The following is a 15,466-nucleotide window of genomic DNA, read 5'->3' on the forward strand; positions in this document are numbered from 1 at the left end:
CCGCGACGCCCTGGTGCCGGACGCCACCTACTGGCTCGGCGAGAGCTACCTGCAGCGCAACCGCACCCGCGAGGCGGCCGAGCAGTTCCTGAAGGTCTCGACCGACTTCGCCCGCTCGCGCAAGGCGCCGGATGCAATGCTGAAGCTCGGCGCCTCGCTCAACGCGCTGGGCGCACGCGAGCAGGCCTGCGCCACCCTGGCCGAGCTTGAGCGCAAGTTCCCGCAGGCCTCGGCGACCGTGAAGCAGGGCGTCGACCGGGAGCAGCGGCGCGCGCGCTGCGCCGCGTGAGCCGCCCGGCGTGAGCCGGCCGGACGGGCCTATCGGCCCGGAGGAGGGCGCCGCCCTGCTCGCGCCCTGGATCGGGCCGGGCACGGCCTACCGGGGCGCGGTCCTGGCGGTCTCCGGCGGGCCCGACTCGACGGCGCTGATGGGCTGCGCCGCCCGTGGCCGACCCGGCATTCCCCTCACGGTCGCCACCGTCGATCACGGCCTGCGGCCCGCCTCCGCCGCCGAGGCCGCGGCGGTGGCCGGCCTCGCGGCCGATCTCGGCCTGCGCCACCGCACCCTGGCCTGGACCGGCCCGAAGCCCGCGGCGCGGCTCCAGGAGGCGGCCCGGGCGGCGCGCTACCGGCTCCTCGCGAGCTTCGCCCGGGAGGTCGGGGCCGATCTGGTGCTGACCGCCCACACCCTCGACGATCAGGCCGAGACCGTGCTGATGCGCCTGTGCGCCGGCTCCGGTCCCACCGGCCTCGCCGGCATGGCGCCCGTCCGCGACCTCGACGGGCTCACCTTGGGCAGGCCGTTCCTCGCGGTGCCGAAGGCCCGGCTCGTCGCCACCTGCGCGGCGCAGGGCTGGCCTGTCGTGCACGATCCCTCCAACACCGACGCTCGCTTCGGCCGCGCCCGGCTGCGCCGGCTGCTGCCGCTCCTGGCGGAGGAGGGGCTGACCGCCGGCCGCCTCGCCCGGCTGGCCGGACGCCTGCGCCGGGACGAAGCGGCCCTCGCTGCCGCCGCGGCGGCGGCCCTGGATGATCTCCGGCGGCCCGATTCGCGGGGGGAGGGTCGTCTCGTCCTTGACGGGCCCGGCCTCGCGGGCCTGCCCGAGGCGGTGGCCGTGCGGGTCGCCGGCCTCGCGGTCGCGGCGGCCGCGCCCGCGGCGGTGCCGGGCGGAGCGTATCCGCGGCGCCTCGAGAGGCTGGAGCGGGTCTTCCTCGGCGAGGTCCTGCCGGCGCTGCGCGACGGCACGACCCGCCGGCGCACCGTGGCGGGCGTCCTTCTCGCCGCCGGCGGCGGCCGCCTGACGCTGGGACCCGAACCGCCGCGCCGGCCCCGGCAGCCGCCAGGATGATGCCCTGGGGAGCGGGCCGGCGCGCGGCGCCGCAGGCGCGGGCCATTACTTGGCAAGCATGGGGCGGGTGCCTACATTGCGGTCCGAGTGCCGGCACCGACCCCAGCACGCCCGCACGGTGCCGCGCTCCTCAGGGATTGACTCTTCGATGAACCCCAACTTCCGCAATTTCGCCCTGTGGGTCGTCATCTTCCTGCTGGTGCTGGCCCTGGTGACCCTGTTCCAGAACCCGGGTCACCGCTCGGGCGGCGGGGAGATCGCCTACAGCCAGCTCCTGAACGACGCCGAGGCCGGCCGCATCCAGAACGTGGTCATCTCCGGCCAGGAGGTGAGCGGCACCTACACGAGCGGCGGCACGTTCACGACCTACGCGCCGAACGACCCCTCGCTGGTGTCGAAGCTCCAGGGCAAGGGCGTGACCATCACGGCCCGGCCGCCCTCCGACAACACGCCGTGGTTCATCGCGCTGCTCGTCAACTGGCTGCCGATCCTGGTGTTCATCGGGGCCTGGATCTTCCTGTCGCGCCAGATGCAGTCCGGCGCCGGCCGGGCCATGGGCTTCGGCAAGTCCAAGGCGAAGCTCCTGACCGAAGCCCACGGCCGCGTCACCTTCGAGGACGTGGCGGGCGTCGACGAGGCCAAGGAGGACCTCCAGGAGATCGTCGAGTTCCTGCGCGACCCGCAGAAGTTCCAGCGCCTCGGCGGCCGCATCCCGCGCGGCGTGCTGCTGGTCGGCCCCCCCGGCACCGGCAAGACCCTGATCGCCCGGGCGGTCGCGGGCGAGGCCAACGTGCCGTTCTTCACCATCTCGGGCTCGGACTTCGTTGAGATGTTCGTCGGCGTCGGCGCCAGCCGCGTCCGCGACATGTTCGACCAGGCGAAGAAGAACGCCCCCTGCATCATCTTCATCGACGAGATCGACGCGGTTGGCCGCCATCGCGGCGCGGGCCTCGGCGGCGGCAACGACGAGCGCGAGCAGACCCTCAACCAGCTCCTCGTCGAGATGGACGGCTTCGAGGCCAACGAGGGCATCATCATCATCGCGGCGACCAACCGCCCCGACGTGCTCGACCCGGCGCTGCTGCGCCCGGGCCGCTTCGACCGCCAGATCATCGTGCCGAACCCGGACGTGATCGGCCGCGAGCGCATCCTGCGCGTCCACGTCCGCAAGGTGCCGCTCTCGCCCGACGTCGACCTGAAGGTCATCGCCCGCGGCACCCCCGGCTTCTCGGGCGCGGACCTGATGAACCTCGTCAACGAGGCGGCCCTGCTGGCGGCCCGGCGCGGCAAGCGCATCGTCACCATGCACGAGTTCGAGGACTCGAAGGACAAGGTGATGATGGGCGCCGAGCGGCGCACCCTGGTGATGACCGACGACGAGAAGCGCCTGACCGCCTACCACGAGGGCGGCCACGCCATCGTGGCCCTGAACGTCCCGGCGACCGATCCGGTCCACAAGGCGACGATCATCCCCCGCGGCCGGGCCCTCGGCATGGTCATGCAGCTGCCCGAGCGCGACAAGCTGTCGATGTCCTTCGAGCAGATGACCTCGCGCCTCGCCATCATGATGGGCGGCCGCGTCGCCGAGGAGATGATCTTCGGCCACGACAAGGTGACCTCCGGTGCCCAGTCGGACATCGAGCAGGCGACGCGGCTGGCGCGCATGATGGTGACCCGCTGGGGCTTCAGCCCTGAACTCGGCACCGTCGCCTACGGCGAGAACAACGACGAGGTCTTCCTCGGCATGCAGGTCAACCGGCAGCAGAACGTGTCGGAGGCCACGGCCCAGAAGATCGACGCCGAAGTGCGCCGTCTGGTCGAGGGCGGCCTGCAGGACGCCCGTCGCATCCTGGAGGAGCGCAAGGAGGACCTGGAGACCCTGGCGCGCGGCCTGCTCGAGTACGAGACCCTCTCGGGCGACGAGATCCGCGACCTCCTCGACGGCAAGCCCCCGGTGCGCGACGCCGGCGACTTCCCGCCGAGCCCGGCCCGCGGCTCGCCGGTCCCCTCCGCCGGTCGCGGCCGGCCGCGGGAGAACGACGGCGGCTACGAGCCCCAGCCGCAGGCCTGAGCGAACCCGGAAATCCACAGCGCTCGGTTTTTTCACCGGAGGCGGCGGGAGTGATCCCGCCGCCTCTTGTCGTTGTGCCGATGCCGCAAAATAACCCAGACGACGTGTGATCGCCGCAAAGTCGCAGCTCAAGCGGGTGCCTCGGCACCGGCCTTGCGCGGCACGGCGGGCCGGGAGGCGTGGTGGCCCGGAATGGGACAGGGAGATGACAGCCGTGCGTAAGTATTTCGGGACCGACGGCATCCGGGGCCGGGCCAACGGCGTCATCACGCCGGAACTCGCGCTCAAGGTGGGACAGGCCGCCGGGCTCGTGTTCCAGCGCGGCGACCATCGCCACCGCGTCGTGATCGGCAAGGACACCCGCCTCTCGGGCTACATGATCGAGACCGCCCTGGTCGCGGGCTTCACCTCGGTCGGGATGGACGTGATGCTCCTCGGCCCGATGCCGACTCCGGCCGTCGCGATGCTGACCCGCTCGATGCGGGCCGATATCGGGGTGATGATCTCGGCCTCGCACAACCCCTACGAGGACAACGGCATCAAGATCTTCGGTCCCGACGGGTTCAAGCTCTCCGACGACGTCGAGCGCGAGATTGAGCGCCTGATCGACTCCGACCTCCAGACGAAGCTCGCCGGCTCGGGCGATCTCGGCCGGGCCAAGCGCATCGAGAGCGTGCATGCCCGCTACATCGAGTTCGCCAAGCGCACACTGCCGCGCAACCTGACCCTCGACGGCCTGCGGGTCGTCGTCGACTGCGCCAACGGCGCCGCCTACCGGGTGGCGCCCGAGACCCTGTGGGAGCTGGGCGCGGAGGTGATCGCCATCGGCACCGAGCCCGACGGCTTCAACATCAACCGCGACGTCGGCTCGACGGCGCCCGAAGCCCTGGTGAGCAAGGTGCGCGAGCTGCGCGCCGATATCGGCATCGCGCTGGACGGCGACGCCGACCGCGTGCTGGTGGTCGACGAGAAGGGACAGCGGGTCGACGGCGACCAGCTGATGGCGGTGGTAGCCCGCTCCTGGCAGGAGGATGCCCGCCTGTCGAAGAACGGCATCGTCGCCACCATCATGTCGAATCTCGGCCTCGAGCGCTATCTCGGCGGGCTCGGCCTCGGCATGGTGCGCACCGCCGTGGGCGACCGCTACGTGCTCGAGCACATGCGCGAGCACGGCTACAACCTCGGCGGCGAACAGTCCGGCCACATCATCATGTCGGACTATGCCACCACCGGCGACGGCCTGGTGGCGGCGCTCCAGCTCCTCTCCGTGGTGCAGCGCCAGCAGCGCCCGGTGAGCGAGGTCTGCCACTGCTTCGACCCGCTGCCGCAGGTGCTCAAGAACGTGCGCTACGGCGCCGGGGGCGAGCCCCTGCGCCAGGACGCCGTCGTCACCGCCATCGAGGGCGCCCGCCAGCGCCTCGGTGAGGGCGGCCGCCTGGTCATCCGCCCCTCCGGCACCGAGCCGGTGATCCGGGTGATGGCCGAGGGCGACGACCGCGACCTCGTGGTGCGGGTGGTCGACGACGTGGTCGAGGCCCTGCGCAAGGTCGCGGCCTGACGGCAACGGCACTCGGTCCCGCGGGAGAGACCTGCGCCTCTCCCGCGACACAGCCTGGGCGCGAGTCGCCCCGAGACCTGCCCGCGTGACTTGTCCGGGCCCGTCCGCGTCTTCGTGCGCACGGGCTCCATCAAATGCAACGCTTTCTCAGCCCTAAGGCTTAACGTTAAGCGCAGGTTTACCGAACCCGGCGACAGTCGTGACGTCTTCCGGATCGGCCGCCCGACGTCCTGAGCGGCCTTTCACAACAAGGAACCGTCATGGGCCGCAGCAAGCCACTCGCGCTGGCGCGCATCTTCACGCTCGCTGCGAGCGTGGCCGCGCCGGGCCTCGTTCACGCCGCCGACCTCCTGCCGCCTCCGCCCCCGCCGCTGCCGCCCCCGCCGGTGGATGTCGGCGGTGGCTGGTACCTGCGCGGCGACGTCGGCGTCGGCATCCTCGATCTGCGCAAGACGGTCGCCGACGACATCTCGACCCCGCCGATTCCTTACAAGTACGGCGCGATCCAGGATCAGGTCGGCGACCAGGCCTTCGTCGGCGTCGGCGTCGGCTACCAGTTCAATCCGTGGCTGCGCTTCGACGTCACCGGCGAGTATCGCACGAAGGCGGAATGGCGCTTCGTGGCCGAGGACCGATCCTACGACACCCGCGGCGGCTACAATCTCACGACGGGCAAGTTCTCGTCCGTCGTCGGACTGGCGAACGGCTACGTCGAACTCGGCAACTGGTACGGCGTCACCCCCTTCGTCGGCGCCGGCGTCGGCTTCGCGCACCACATGTTCGGGGCCGTGACGGACCAGGGCCTGGGCACCTATTCGGGCGGGTTCGGCTACGGGAAGGCCAAGGACAAGACGAACTTCGCCTGGGCCGCCCATGCCGGCCTCAGCTACGCGGTCACGCCCAACCTGAAGCTCGAACTCGCCTACCGCTACCTGAACATGGGCGACGCCGAGACCGGCGTGGTGAGCTGCCTGCCGGCCTGCGACCAGAAGACCGTGTACCGCGCCAAGGAACTCGAGTCGCACGACATCAAGCTCGGCATGCGCTGGATGTTCGGTGCGCCCGTCGTGGCCGCGGCCTACATCCCGCCGCCGCCCCCGATGGCGCCGCTGGTGCGCAAGTACTGAGGTGACGCACCTGCGTCCTTCCCGCGACCTGCCCCCGGCACGCACCGGGGGCGAACCCGAAGGCCGGCGAACGACCGCGTTAGGGTTAAACGTCCGCTAACCTTGCGGCGATATTCTTTCTCGATCGGGCCGATGAGCCCATCACACCACCGCGATGCACGCCCCGGCAGAGGAGCCGCGAGGGCAGGAGAGAGCGCCCCATGGCACGGTTCGGTCACTGCTTCCCGGTCGCGGCCCTCGGGCTCGGCCTGCTGGGCGCGCCTGCGCTCGCCGCCGACCTGCTGCCGGACCTGCCGCCTCCGCCGCCGCCCGCCGAACCGGTGGAGATCGGCTCGGGCTGGTACCTGCGCGGGGATTACACGGCGAGCGATTTCCGCCGCCCCAAGGACGACACGCTCCCGGGCACCGAAGGAGCCAAGCTGGTCGGCTTCCGCCTCGGCGACACCGACGGCTACGGCGGCGGCATCGGCTACCGCTTCAATAGCTTCCTGCGCGCCGACGTCACCATCGATGGGCGCACCCGCAGCCGCTTCCGCGACTACTCCTCGCGCACGCTCTTCGTCGAAGGCTACAACACCGAGGCGGGCAAGCTCGACGTCCTGACCGGCTTGTTCAACGTCTACGTCGACCTCGGCACGTGGTGGGGCTTCACGCCTTACATCGGTGCCGGCGTCGGCATGGCGAGCAAGCGCTTCCACGACGCCTGGACCGGCACGACCTGCTTCACCAGCGCCTGCGGCGGCGACGTCGACGGCGTCTACAAGATCGGCGCGCAGGGCTTCGACGCCCGGGCCAACCACACGGCCGTCGGCCTGGCCTGGGCGGCCATGGCGGGCATCTCCTACGAGGTCGTCCCGGGCCTGAGCATCGACGCCAGCTACCGCTACCTCGACGTCGGCAAGGCCCGAACCGGCTTCGACGCCTACCAGCAGAACACCCGCATCAAGGACATCACGGCCAACGAGTTCCGGGTCGGCCTGCGCTGGGCCTTCGGGAACGGTCTGGCGCTGCCGGGGCTCGGACCATCGTCCTACCAGTAGGACCCAGCCCCCGCCCGGCCCCCGAAGCGGGGCGGTCGGACACGAGGCACGTCAGGAGCCGCGAGCGCCGTCCGATCCGGCGGCTCCGGAGCCTCTCGTGCATGACTTCACGATTCGAAGGCGCGGTGCGTCGGCACCGCCCGCCTCGCGTGGGTTGGCTCGGATCCGGCGATCCGTCCAGCCGTGCGTGAGCACCTTCCGCCGCTCCGCCCGAGCCGGGATGGGGACCGGCCGCACCTCGGAGGCAGCCTTCCCGAGGCCGTGCGCACCTCCGCCGGCCGTCGCTCGCGAGCGGTACGACCACCGGACCCCCGGTAGAACGTGATCCGGACCGGAGCTTGGCCCCAGGCAGGCTCGCCGGGCGGATGTGGACATCAGTCCCGTCGAGGACCGACCCGGCATGCTGCCGACGCTTCCGGGAAAAATACCTCCTGCACCGAAAGACGAACCTGGCGCTTCGGCAGCACCGGGTTCGTCTTTCGCGTCTCCGCACCACGGCATCAACCAAATATTAGCGTAAACAATCTACTTTCATCCTCGAGATCGGCCCGCGACGAATGAGGCCGACCCGTGGGGCCGAGATGCGCACCGTAGTATATGGTCTTTGCGCCAGCCTGATGCTCGTTCAGGGCGTCGAAGCGGCTGACCTCTTCACCGAGAACGCGGCGGAGCTGCTGCGTACTGACACCTTCTCCGGCGAGGTATTCACCGGATACCTGCACAGCCGCGTGCGGGAATACGTGAAGAATCCCGACACTGGCGCGCGGATCAGCCAGCTCAACTGGAACAGCCACGCGGCGGTGGTCGGCGGGCGGCTCGCCTTCCAGCCGCTGGACTGGCTGGCCTTCCGGGCCCGCGGCTGGGCCGCCGTCGCGTCGGGCGCCGACATGCGCGACTACGACTGGCTCTACGGCTACCGCGGCCAGGACAGCTGGTCGCACTACTCGCACAGCCCGAACACCCAGACGCCGAAGGCCTGGCAGATCGACGTGAGCGCGGCGGCGACCTTCTACGACGAGGATGACACGAAGCTGTACGCCATCGCCGGCTACCGGGCGCTCACGCTGAAGTCGAACGCGCGCGGCGGGTCGTACATCTACTCGGGCCAGGGCTTCCGGGACCAGTACGGCACTTTCCCCGATGACAAGCTCGGGATCGCCTATCAGCAATGGTGGCACACGCCGTATCTCGGAATCGGCGGCTCCTACGCGTTCGACGACTGGAGCGTCTCGGCCGAGGTCATCGGCAGCCCGTTCTCCATCGGCTACGACAAGGACCACCACAACCTGCGCAGCCTGGTGTTCAAGGAGGATTTCGGCACGACCGGCATGTACGGCGCCAACGCGTCCTTCGAGTACCGCTTCAGCCCGCTCCTGTCCGCCGTCGGCCGGCTCGAGTACCAGCGCTACATGGAGGCCTACGGCAGCACGAAGATCTACTCGGGCGCGACCGGAACCGTCACGACTCTCCCGGCGCCGTCCGGCGGCGGCAGCGCCGACACCCTGCTGCTGTCGGTCGGCATCAAGGCGAGGATGTGAGGCGGGACACCGAGCCTCCGCTATCCCGGATGGTCGGCGGGCGCGGCCGGTCGGACCCCCGGAGCCGGCTGACGCAGCCCCGCCCCTGTCATCGCTTTTCGCATCATTCCCGCCGCCGGGCCGGTGACCGCCTCGGCGAATGGTGCCAAGCTCGGTGACAAGCTGCCCGACAAGCGGCAGGTTCGGGAGGAACGCCATGCAGCGTCTGGCCGGCAAGGTCGCCCTGGTCACGGGCGGAGCGCGGGGAATCGGGCTCGCGATCGCGCGGCGCTTCGCCCGCGAGGGAGCGGCGGCGGTGATCCTCGCCGACATCGATGGGGCCGAGGCCGAGCGCGTCGCGCCGGAGAACCCGGCCTTCCATCCCTGCTCCCTCGACGTGACCCGGGACGAGGACTGGACCCGGGCCGTCGACCGCACGGTGGCCCGTCACGGCGGCCTCGACGTCCTGGTCAACAATGCGGGGATCGCCGTGGTCGGGACGATCGAGTCCGTCACCCTGGAGGACTGGCGCCGGGTCCAGGACATCAACGTCGACGGCACCTTCCTCGGCTGCCGCCACGCCGTGCGAGCGATGAAGCCGCCGGCCGGGCGCGGCGGGGCCATCATCAACCTGTCCTCGGTCTCCGGCATCGTCGGCGGGCACAACCTCGCAGCCTACAACGCCTCGAAGGGGGCGGTGCGCCTGCTCACCAAGTCGGTCGCCCTGCACTGCGCCCGCCAGGGCTACGGGGTGCGCTGCAACTCGATCCATCCGGGCTTCACCGAGACCGACATGCTGCGCGACCTCGCCGCCGGCAGCCGCCACACCCCGGAGGCCCTCGCCGAGCGCCTGCGGGCCTCGGTGCCGCTGGGCCGCAACGCCGCGGCCGACGAGATCGCGGGCCTGGCCGCCTACCTCGCCTCCGACGAGGCGGGATTCGTCACCGGGGCCGAGATGGTCATCGACGGCGGTGTGACGGCGCAGTAGACGCCTGCCCCCGAAAAGTCTGGCCTCAGCGGCAGGTTGGCCCCTCTACAGGTCGGGGATTCGCGGCTATTTGTATGCGCCGCAGCATAACCGACCGGAGACCTGACCGATGTCCGCCCAGGCCGCCCCCGCCCCGACCGACCTCGTCACCCTCGCGCAGGAGGCGGGCCTCGCCGCGAAGGCGCTCGCTGCGGACGCCGCTCGCCGGGTGCGGGCCGGACTGCTCGGCACGGACGGGCGCCTCGCCGCCGAGCGCCTCGAGGCCGAGCAGCACGCCGCCCACGGCCTCGCCTGGCTCTCGACCTACGCCGAGGCGATCACCCAGCTCGGCGCCTATGCGGGCCATCTCGCCGCCGGGAACCGCCTCGGCGAGACCGAGACGCTGCTGGTGCGTATCGGCCTCGGCGAGTACCTAGAGCAGATCTTCGGCGGCATCCCGATGAGCCAGGGCGAGATGGTGCGCCCGACCTCCTCCCTCGGCCTCAAGGCCCAGGAGGTGGCGCGCCACCGCTCGGAGGCCGTCGAGACCCTGATTACCGAGGGCAACACCGCCCAGAACCGCGCCGCCCTGGTGCGGCTGATCCGCGAGGGCCAGGGTGCCGCCACGATCGGCGATACCGGCCTCGACGAGGACATGGAGGCGATCCGCGCCGAGATGCGCCGCTTCGGCCAGGCCGAGGTTGCCCCCCATGCCCACGCCTGGCACCAGGAGAACGCCTACATCCCGCTCGAGATCATCGGCCAGATGGCCGAGCTCGGCGTCTTCGGGCTGACGATCCCGGAGGAGTACGGCGGCATGGGCCTGCCGAAGATCTCGATGTGCGTGGTCTCGGAGGAGCTGTCGCGGGCCTATATCGGCGTCGGCTCGCTCGGCACCCGCTCGGAAATCGCCGCGGAGCTGATCCTCGGCGGCGGCACCGAGGAGCAGAAGAGCCGCTTCCTGCCGAGGATCGCCTCCGGCGAGATCCTGCCGACTGCCGTGTTCACCGAGCCGAACACCGGCTCGGATCTCGCGTCGCTGCGCACCAAGGCCGTCAAGGACGGCGACACCTGGCGGATCACCGGCAACAAGACCTGGATCACCCACCCGGTCCGCGCCGACCTGATGACCGTGCTGGTGCGCACCAAGCCGGAGGAGCCGGGCCACAAGGGCCTGTCGCTGCTCCTCGGCGAGAAGCCGCGCGGCACCGAAGAGAATCCCTTCCCGGTCGAGGGCCTGTCCGGCGGCGAGATCGAGGTGCTCGGCTACCGCGGCATGAAGGAGTACGAGCTGGCCTTCGACGGGTTCAAGGTGCCGGAGGCCAACCTCCTCGGCGGCGTCGAGGGCAAGGGTTTCGCCCAGCTGATGCAGACGTTCGAGTCGGCCCGCATCCAGACCGCGGCCCGGGCGGTCGGCGTCGCCCAGTCGGCCCTCGATGTCGGCCTGCGCTACGCCGAGGAGCGGGTGCAGTTCGGCAAGCCGCTGGTCAGCTTCCCTCGGGTCGCCGACAAGCTCGCCATGATGGCGGTGGAGATCGCGATCGCCCGCCAGCTCACCTACTTCGCCGCCCACCAGAAGGACGCAGGCAAGCGCTGCGACCTCGAGGCCGGCATGGCGAAGCTGCTCGCCGCCCGCGTCGCCTGGGCGGCGGCCGACAACGCCCTGCAGATCCACGGCGGCAACGGCTTCGCCCTCGAGTATCCGGTGAGCCGCCTGCTCTGCGACGCCCGCATCCTGTCGATCTTCGAGGGTGCGGCGGAGATCCAGGCCCAGGTGATCGCCCGGCGGCTGCTCGAGGTGCAGTGAGCCGCCGTGCGCGGACGCGCATGAACGAGGAGGGGCGCCGCGGGTGGACCCGCGGCGCCCCTCCTCGTTGCGGTCGATCGTCGGGTGCGACGGGCCGGGCGCTACTTGGTGATCTTCACCGAGACGGGGTCGCTCGACGGGAAGGTTTCTTCCAGGCCCTCGTCGAGGCGCTCGTTCAGCTTGCCCTGCTGGTTCTCGGGGCGCCCCTTGTCCTCCGGGGAGGCGCTGTCGCGGCGGAAGCCGGGCTGGTCCTGGGTCGGCGTCTTGGTGTCGCTCATCGGGCTCTCTCCTCGCTCGGACGTGTCCCCGCTCGGGGACGCTCTGCCCGGCTAACGCGTGGGGCGCGGCCCTGTTGCGTCCCCGGCACGTTTAACGGGGCGGTCGCGCCTCTCCGGCTAGGATCCGCCAGCGAGAGGGCCCGCCCATGCATGTCGGCATCCTGACGAACTTCGCCACGCCGCGGGGCGGCGCCGAGAAGGTCGCGATCGAATCCGCCCGCGGGTTGGCGGAGCGGGGCGTCGCCGTCACGCTGCTGCACGGGGTCGACGGGCCCGCCGACCCGATGCTCGACCATCCGGGAGTCCGCCGGATCGGCCTCGGCCTCACCGACGTGTGGGAGCGTCCGGCCTGGCGCGGTGCGATCGAGGGGATCTGGCACCGCGAGGCGGCGCGGCGGCTGGCCCGCGCCCTCGCGGACCTGCCGGTGTCGCCGGACGTGCTGCACCTGCACCAATGGACGCGCTCGCTCTCACCGGCGGTCTTCGCCGTGCTGGCGCGCAGCGGCCGGCCGGTCGCCGTGACCCTGCACGATTACTTCCTCGCCTGCCCGAACGGCGTCTACTACCGCTTCGACAAGGCCGCGCCCTGCGCGCTGCGGCCGCTCTCGCCCGGCTGCCTCGCCGCGCCCTGCGATCCGCAATCGCGGGCCCACAAGGCCGTGCGGGTGGCCCGCTCCGTCGTGCAACGGGCCGCTATCGGCCGCGGCTTCACCCGGCATCCGATCGACCTCGTCCACGTCTCCGACGGCAGCCGGGCGCGGCTGGAGCCGATGCTCGCCGGCGGGCCGTTCCGCCACCACCGCGTCGACAACCCGGTCCGGGTCGAGCGCGCCGAGTCGGCCGAGCCGGCCTGCGGGGACGCGGTCGCCTTCGTCGGCCGCTTCACCCGCGAGAAGGGCGCCGACCTCGTGGCGGAGGCGGCGCGCCGCGCCGGCCTGCCGGCGCTGTTCGTCGGCGACGGGCCGCTGGAGGCGGAGCTTCGCGCTGTGCCGGGGGCCGAGGTGATCGGCTGGCGCGCGCCGTCGGAGGTCGAGACGCTGCTGCGTCGCCGGGCCCGGGCGGTGGCGGCCCCCGCGCGCTGGCTCGAGACCGGCCCGCTCACGGTCTACGAGGCCCTCGCCGCCGGTATCCCGGCCGTCGCCTCCGACCGGGCCGGGGCCGGGGAGCGGATCCGGCACGGCGAGACCGGCTTCCTGGCCCCGCCGGAGGCCGGTGCCCTGGCCGAGGTCTTCGGCCGGCTCAAGGACGACGCGACGGTCCGCCGCCTGGGACAGGCAGCCTACGACCGCTACTGGGCCGCCCCGACGACCCTCGACGCCCATGCCGAGGCGCTGTGCGGGCTCTACGCCGGGATGACGGCTGCGGCCGAGGCGCCATCTTTTCAGCGCAGTGCTGTCATGTGAGAGAGGGCCAGGACAACCAGGAGCCGAACCTCGATGCGCCGCCCGACGACCTCCCTGCTGCTCGCCGCGCTCCTCCTCGGGGTCGCCCGACCGGCGGCCGCGCAGGCCGAGTCGGTGCCGCCGTTCCGTGCCCTCCAGGACACCACGCGGGCCGTTCCCGAATCCAAGGCGCAGGTGCAGCTCTCCTTCGCCCCGCTGGTCAAGCGCGCCGCGCCCTCGGTGGTCAACGTCTACGGCACCCACGTCGAGAAGCGCGCCGCCAACCGCGGCGCCATGGACGAGTTCCTGCGCCGCTTCTTCGGCGATGCCGGCCCCAACCTGCCCCAGGAACGGGCGCAGCGCTCCCTCGGCTCGGGCGTGATCGTCGACGCCTCCGGGCTGATCGTCACCAACAACCACGTCATCGAGAACATGAACGAGGTGAAGGTGGCGCTGAACGACCGGCGCGAGTTCGAGGCGCAGATCCTGCTGCGCGACCCCCGCACCGACCTCGCCATCCTGAAGATCAAGAGCCCGAGCGGCGGCCTGGTGCCGATGGAGATCGGCGATTCGGAGGGCCTGCAGGTCGGTGACTTCGTGATCGCCATCGGCAACCCGTTCGGCGTCGGCCAGACGGTGACGCAGGGCATCGTCTCGGCGCTGGCGCGCACCCAGGTCGGCTCGGCCGACTACCAGTTCTTCATCCAGACCGACGCGGCGATCAACCCGGGCAACTCGGGCGGCGCGCTGGTCGACCTCAACGGCGGTCTCGTCGGCATCAACACCGCGATCTACTCGCAGTCCGGCGGCAGCCACGGCATCGGCTTCGCCATCCCCGCCAGCATGGTCAAGGCGGTGGTGGAGACCGCCAAGGGCGGCGCCCGGACGGTGCGGCGGCCCTGGCTCGGCGCGCGCCTCCAGCACGTGACGCCGGACATCGCCGACAGCGTCGGCCTCGATCATCCGACCGGGGTGCTGGTGGCCTCGCTGCAGCCCAAGAGCCCGGCCGAGGAGGCGGGGCTGAAGCGCGGCGACGTGATCCTGGCGGTGGACGGCCAGACCGTCGACGACCCGGAGGCCTTCGGCTACCGCTTCGCCCTCAAGGGCATCAAGGGCGAGACGAAGCTCACCGTGCTGCGCGGCGCGACCCGCACGACGCTGCCGGTGCGCCTCGGGCCGGCCCCGGAGACCCGTCCGCGGGACGCCCTGAAGGTGAAGACGCGCTCGCCCTTCCTCGGCGCCACGGCGGTCAACCTCTCGCCGGCGGTGGTGGAGGAGCTGCAGCTCGACATGCCGGCCCAGGCGCAGGGCGACGGCGTGATCATCGCCGAGGTCGAGGGCGGCACCGTCGCTAACCGGGTCGGCCTGCAGAAGGGCGACATCGTGGTGGCGGTGAACGGCGCGCCGGTGGCCACGACCAAGGACCTCGAGCGCATGACCCGCACGCCCGCCTCGATGTGGGAGGTGACGATCAACCGCGGCGGGCAGCAGCTGACCTCGGTGTTCGGGGGGTAGGGGGCTTACGCTTCCCGCCTCCAACTCTCCCCTGTCCCGGACGAATGGCACGAAGTGGAAGGAGATCCGGGATCCAGCATGGAAAGTCGCGAAGCGGCCTTGTGTCTGCAACGTTGCAACAGACGGAGCCGCTTCGCGGCACTTCTCTCGTGGTTCCCGGATCTGCTACCGCTCCCGTCGTCCGGGAAAGGGCAAGGGGATTTGTGAGGGACGTGCAGGCCTCTACGACCGCACCTCCCGCTTCGCCACGAAGTTGATCTCGTCCACCAGCACGTCCTTGACGACGTCGCCGCCTAAGCGCTCGTTGACCTTGGCGCGGACCTCGGCCAGCCGCTTGGTGATGTCGTACTTCGCCAGGCGGCGGAAATCGAGGGCCGGGTCGGCGTAGATCTGGCGGAAGGCCTCGTCGACCACGAAGGCGTTCGGTGGCACCGGCAGGGTATGCATCAGCTTGGCGTCGGCGGTGAAGACCAGCACGGCGATGACGTAGCCCTGCACTTTCCCGTCGGCGATCATCGGGATGTTGATCGGCGCGAGCTTCTGGTACTGCAAGCCTTCCAGGTAGGGCTCGGTCTTCTTGGAGAAGAGGCCGCCGCCGAACGTCACCGCTCCGTAGCACGATGCGATGGTGACGGCGCAGATCCACAGGCCGGTGATCAGGATCTTCATGACCGGGCGCTCGATCGGGCGGTGTAGGTGCCGTCGGACTCGGCGGCGAGCGCCGCCCGGGCCAGGGTGTCGTCGATCTCCTCCAGCGCCCGCAGGTGCAGGGCCACGACCTCCTGGTTGCGGGCGAGCTTGTCGCGCAGGCGCGCCAGGTGGATCGCCACCGTGGCGTCGAGATCGGCGGGGGCG

At 71.3% G+C, this 15,466-nt stretch carries 13 protein-coding genes and 1 pseudogene; 11 read left to right on the forward strand and 3 right to left on the reverse strand.

From position 1 onward, the window contains the following. The 9 genes from VQ02_RS27365 to VQ02_RS27405 form a co-directional block, all read left to right on the forward strand. On the forward strand, positions 1-289 hold a 289-nt coding region (locus VQ02_RS27365; RefSeq protein ID WP_048447406.1), incomplete at its 5' end, for a tetratricopeptide repeat protein. Positions 290-299: 10 nt separating this feature from the next. Continuing rightward, positions 300-1,349: a tRNA lysidine(34) synthetase TilS gene (gene tilS, locus VQ02_RS27370; protein ID WP_048447407.1), complete on the forward strand. Its 1,050-nt coding sequence runs from the start codon at positions 300-302 to the stop codon at positions 1,347-1,349. A gap of 148 nt (positions 1,350-1,497) precedes the next feature. Beyond that, on the forward strand, positions 1,498-3,420 hold the full coding sequence (gene ftsH, locus VQ02_RS27375; RefSeq protein ID WP_048447408.1) for an ATP-dependent zinc metalloprotease FtsH: 1,923 nt from the start codon (positions 1,498-1,500) through the stop codon (positions 3,418-3,420). Between the two features lie 214 nt (positions 3,421-3,634). After that, positions 3,635-4,978 (forward strand): phosphoglucosamine mutase, encoded by a 1,344-nt coding sequence (gene glmM, locus VQ02_RS27380; RefSeq protein ID WP_048447418.1) that lies wholly within the window; start codon positions 3,635-3,637, stop codon positions 4,976-4,978. Positions 4,979-5,238: 260 nt separating this feature from the next. Then, the gene (locus tag VQ02_RS27385; RefSeq protein ID WP_048447409.1) at positions 5,239-6,105 is read left to right on the forward strand and encodes an outer membrane protein; all 867 of its coding nucleotides are present in this window, start codon (positions 5,239-5,241) and stop codon (positions 6,103-6,105) included. Between the two features lie 200 nt (positions 6,106-6,305). After that, entirely contained in the window at positions 6,306-7,145 is an 840-nt protein-coding gene (locus VQ02_RS27390; protein WP_048447410.1) for an outer membrane protein, read from the forward strand. A 557-nt stretch (positions 7,146-7,702) separates the two neighbouring features. Then, on the forward strand, positions 7,703-8,683 hold the full coding sequence (locus VQ02_RS27395) for an omptin family outer membrane protease (RefSeq protein ID WP_083469487.1): 981 nt from the start codon (positions 7,703-7,705) through the stop codon (positions 8,681-8,683). 196 nt (positions 8,684-8,879) lie between these two features. Then, complete coding sequence (locus VQ02_RS27400; RefSeq protein WP_048447412.1) at positions 8,880-9,650, forward strand: glucose 1-dehydrogenase; 771 nt, start codon at positions 8,880-8,882, stop codon at positions 9,648-9,650. 109 nt (positions 9,651-9,759) lie between these two features. Next, entirely contained in the window at positions 9,760-11,436 is a 1,677-nt protein-coding gene (locus tag VQ02_RS27405) for an acyl-CoA dehydrogenase family protein (protein WP_048447413.1), read from the forward strand. 101 nt (positions 11,437-11,537) lie between these two features. On the opposite strand, the gene VQ02_RS38410 is transcribed toward VQ02_RS27405, so the two are convergent. Further along, positions 11,538-11,714 carry a hypothetical protein gene (locus tag VQ02_RS38410; protein ID WP_167350801.1) on the reverse strand — a complete coding sequence of 59 codons (177 nt, stop codon included), beginning with the start codon at positions 11,712-11,714 and terminating at the stop codon, positions 11,538-11,540. Between the two features lie 146 nt (positions 11,715-11,860). Between VQ02_RS38410 and VQ02_RS27410 the strand changes: the two genes are divergently transcribed. Next, positions 11,861-13,117, forward strand: coding sequence for a glycosyltransferase family 4 protein (locus VQ02_RS27410; protein WP_048447414.1), 1,257 nt, complete (start codon positions 11,861-11,863; stop codon positions 13,115-13,117). A gap of 33 nt (positions 13,118-13,150) precedes the next feature. Beyond that, positions 13,151-14,611 (forward strand): DegQ family serine endoprotease, encoded by a 1,461-nt coding sequence (locus VQ02_RS27415; protein ID WP_048447415.1) that lies wholly within the window; start codon positions 13,151-13,153, stop codon positions 14,609-14,611. A 222-nt stretch (positions 14,612-14,833) separates the two neighbouring features. Here the strand turns inward: VQ02_RS27415 and VQ02_RS27420 are convergent, their stop codons facing one another. Together VQ02_RS27420 and VQ02_RS38415 are read right to left on the reverse strand one after the other, a co-directional pair. Beyond that, on the reverse strand, positions 14,834-15,280 hold the full coding sequence (locus VQ02_RS27420) for a hypothetical protein (RefSeq protein WP_048447416.1): 447 nt from the start codon (positions 15,278-15,280) through the stop codon (positions 14,834-14,836). Next, positions 15,277-15,466: pseudogene (locus VQ02_RS38415) on the reverse strand (flagellar protein FlgN); the annotation flags it as partial. The gene VQ02_RS27420 and the pseudogene VQ02_RS38415, both read right to left, overlap by 4 nt.

The organism is Methylobacterium variabile, assembly GCF_001043975.1.
GTDB classification, from domain to species: Bacteria; Pseudomonadota; Alphaproteobacteria; order Rhizobiales; family Beijerinckiaceae; genus Methylobacterium; species Methylobacterium variabile.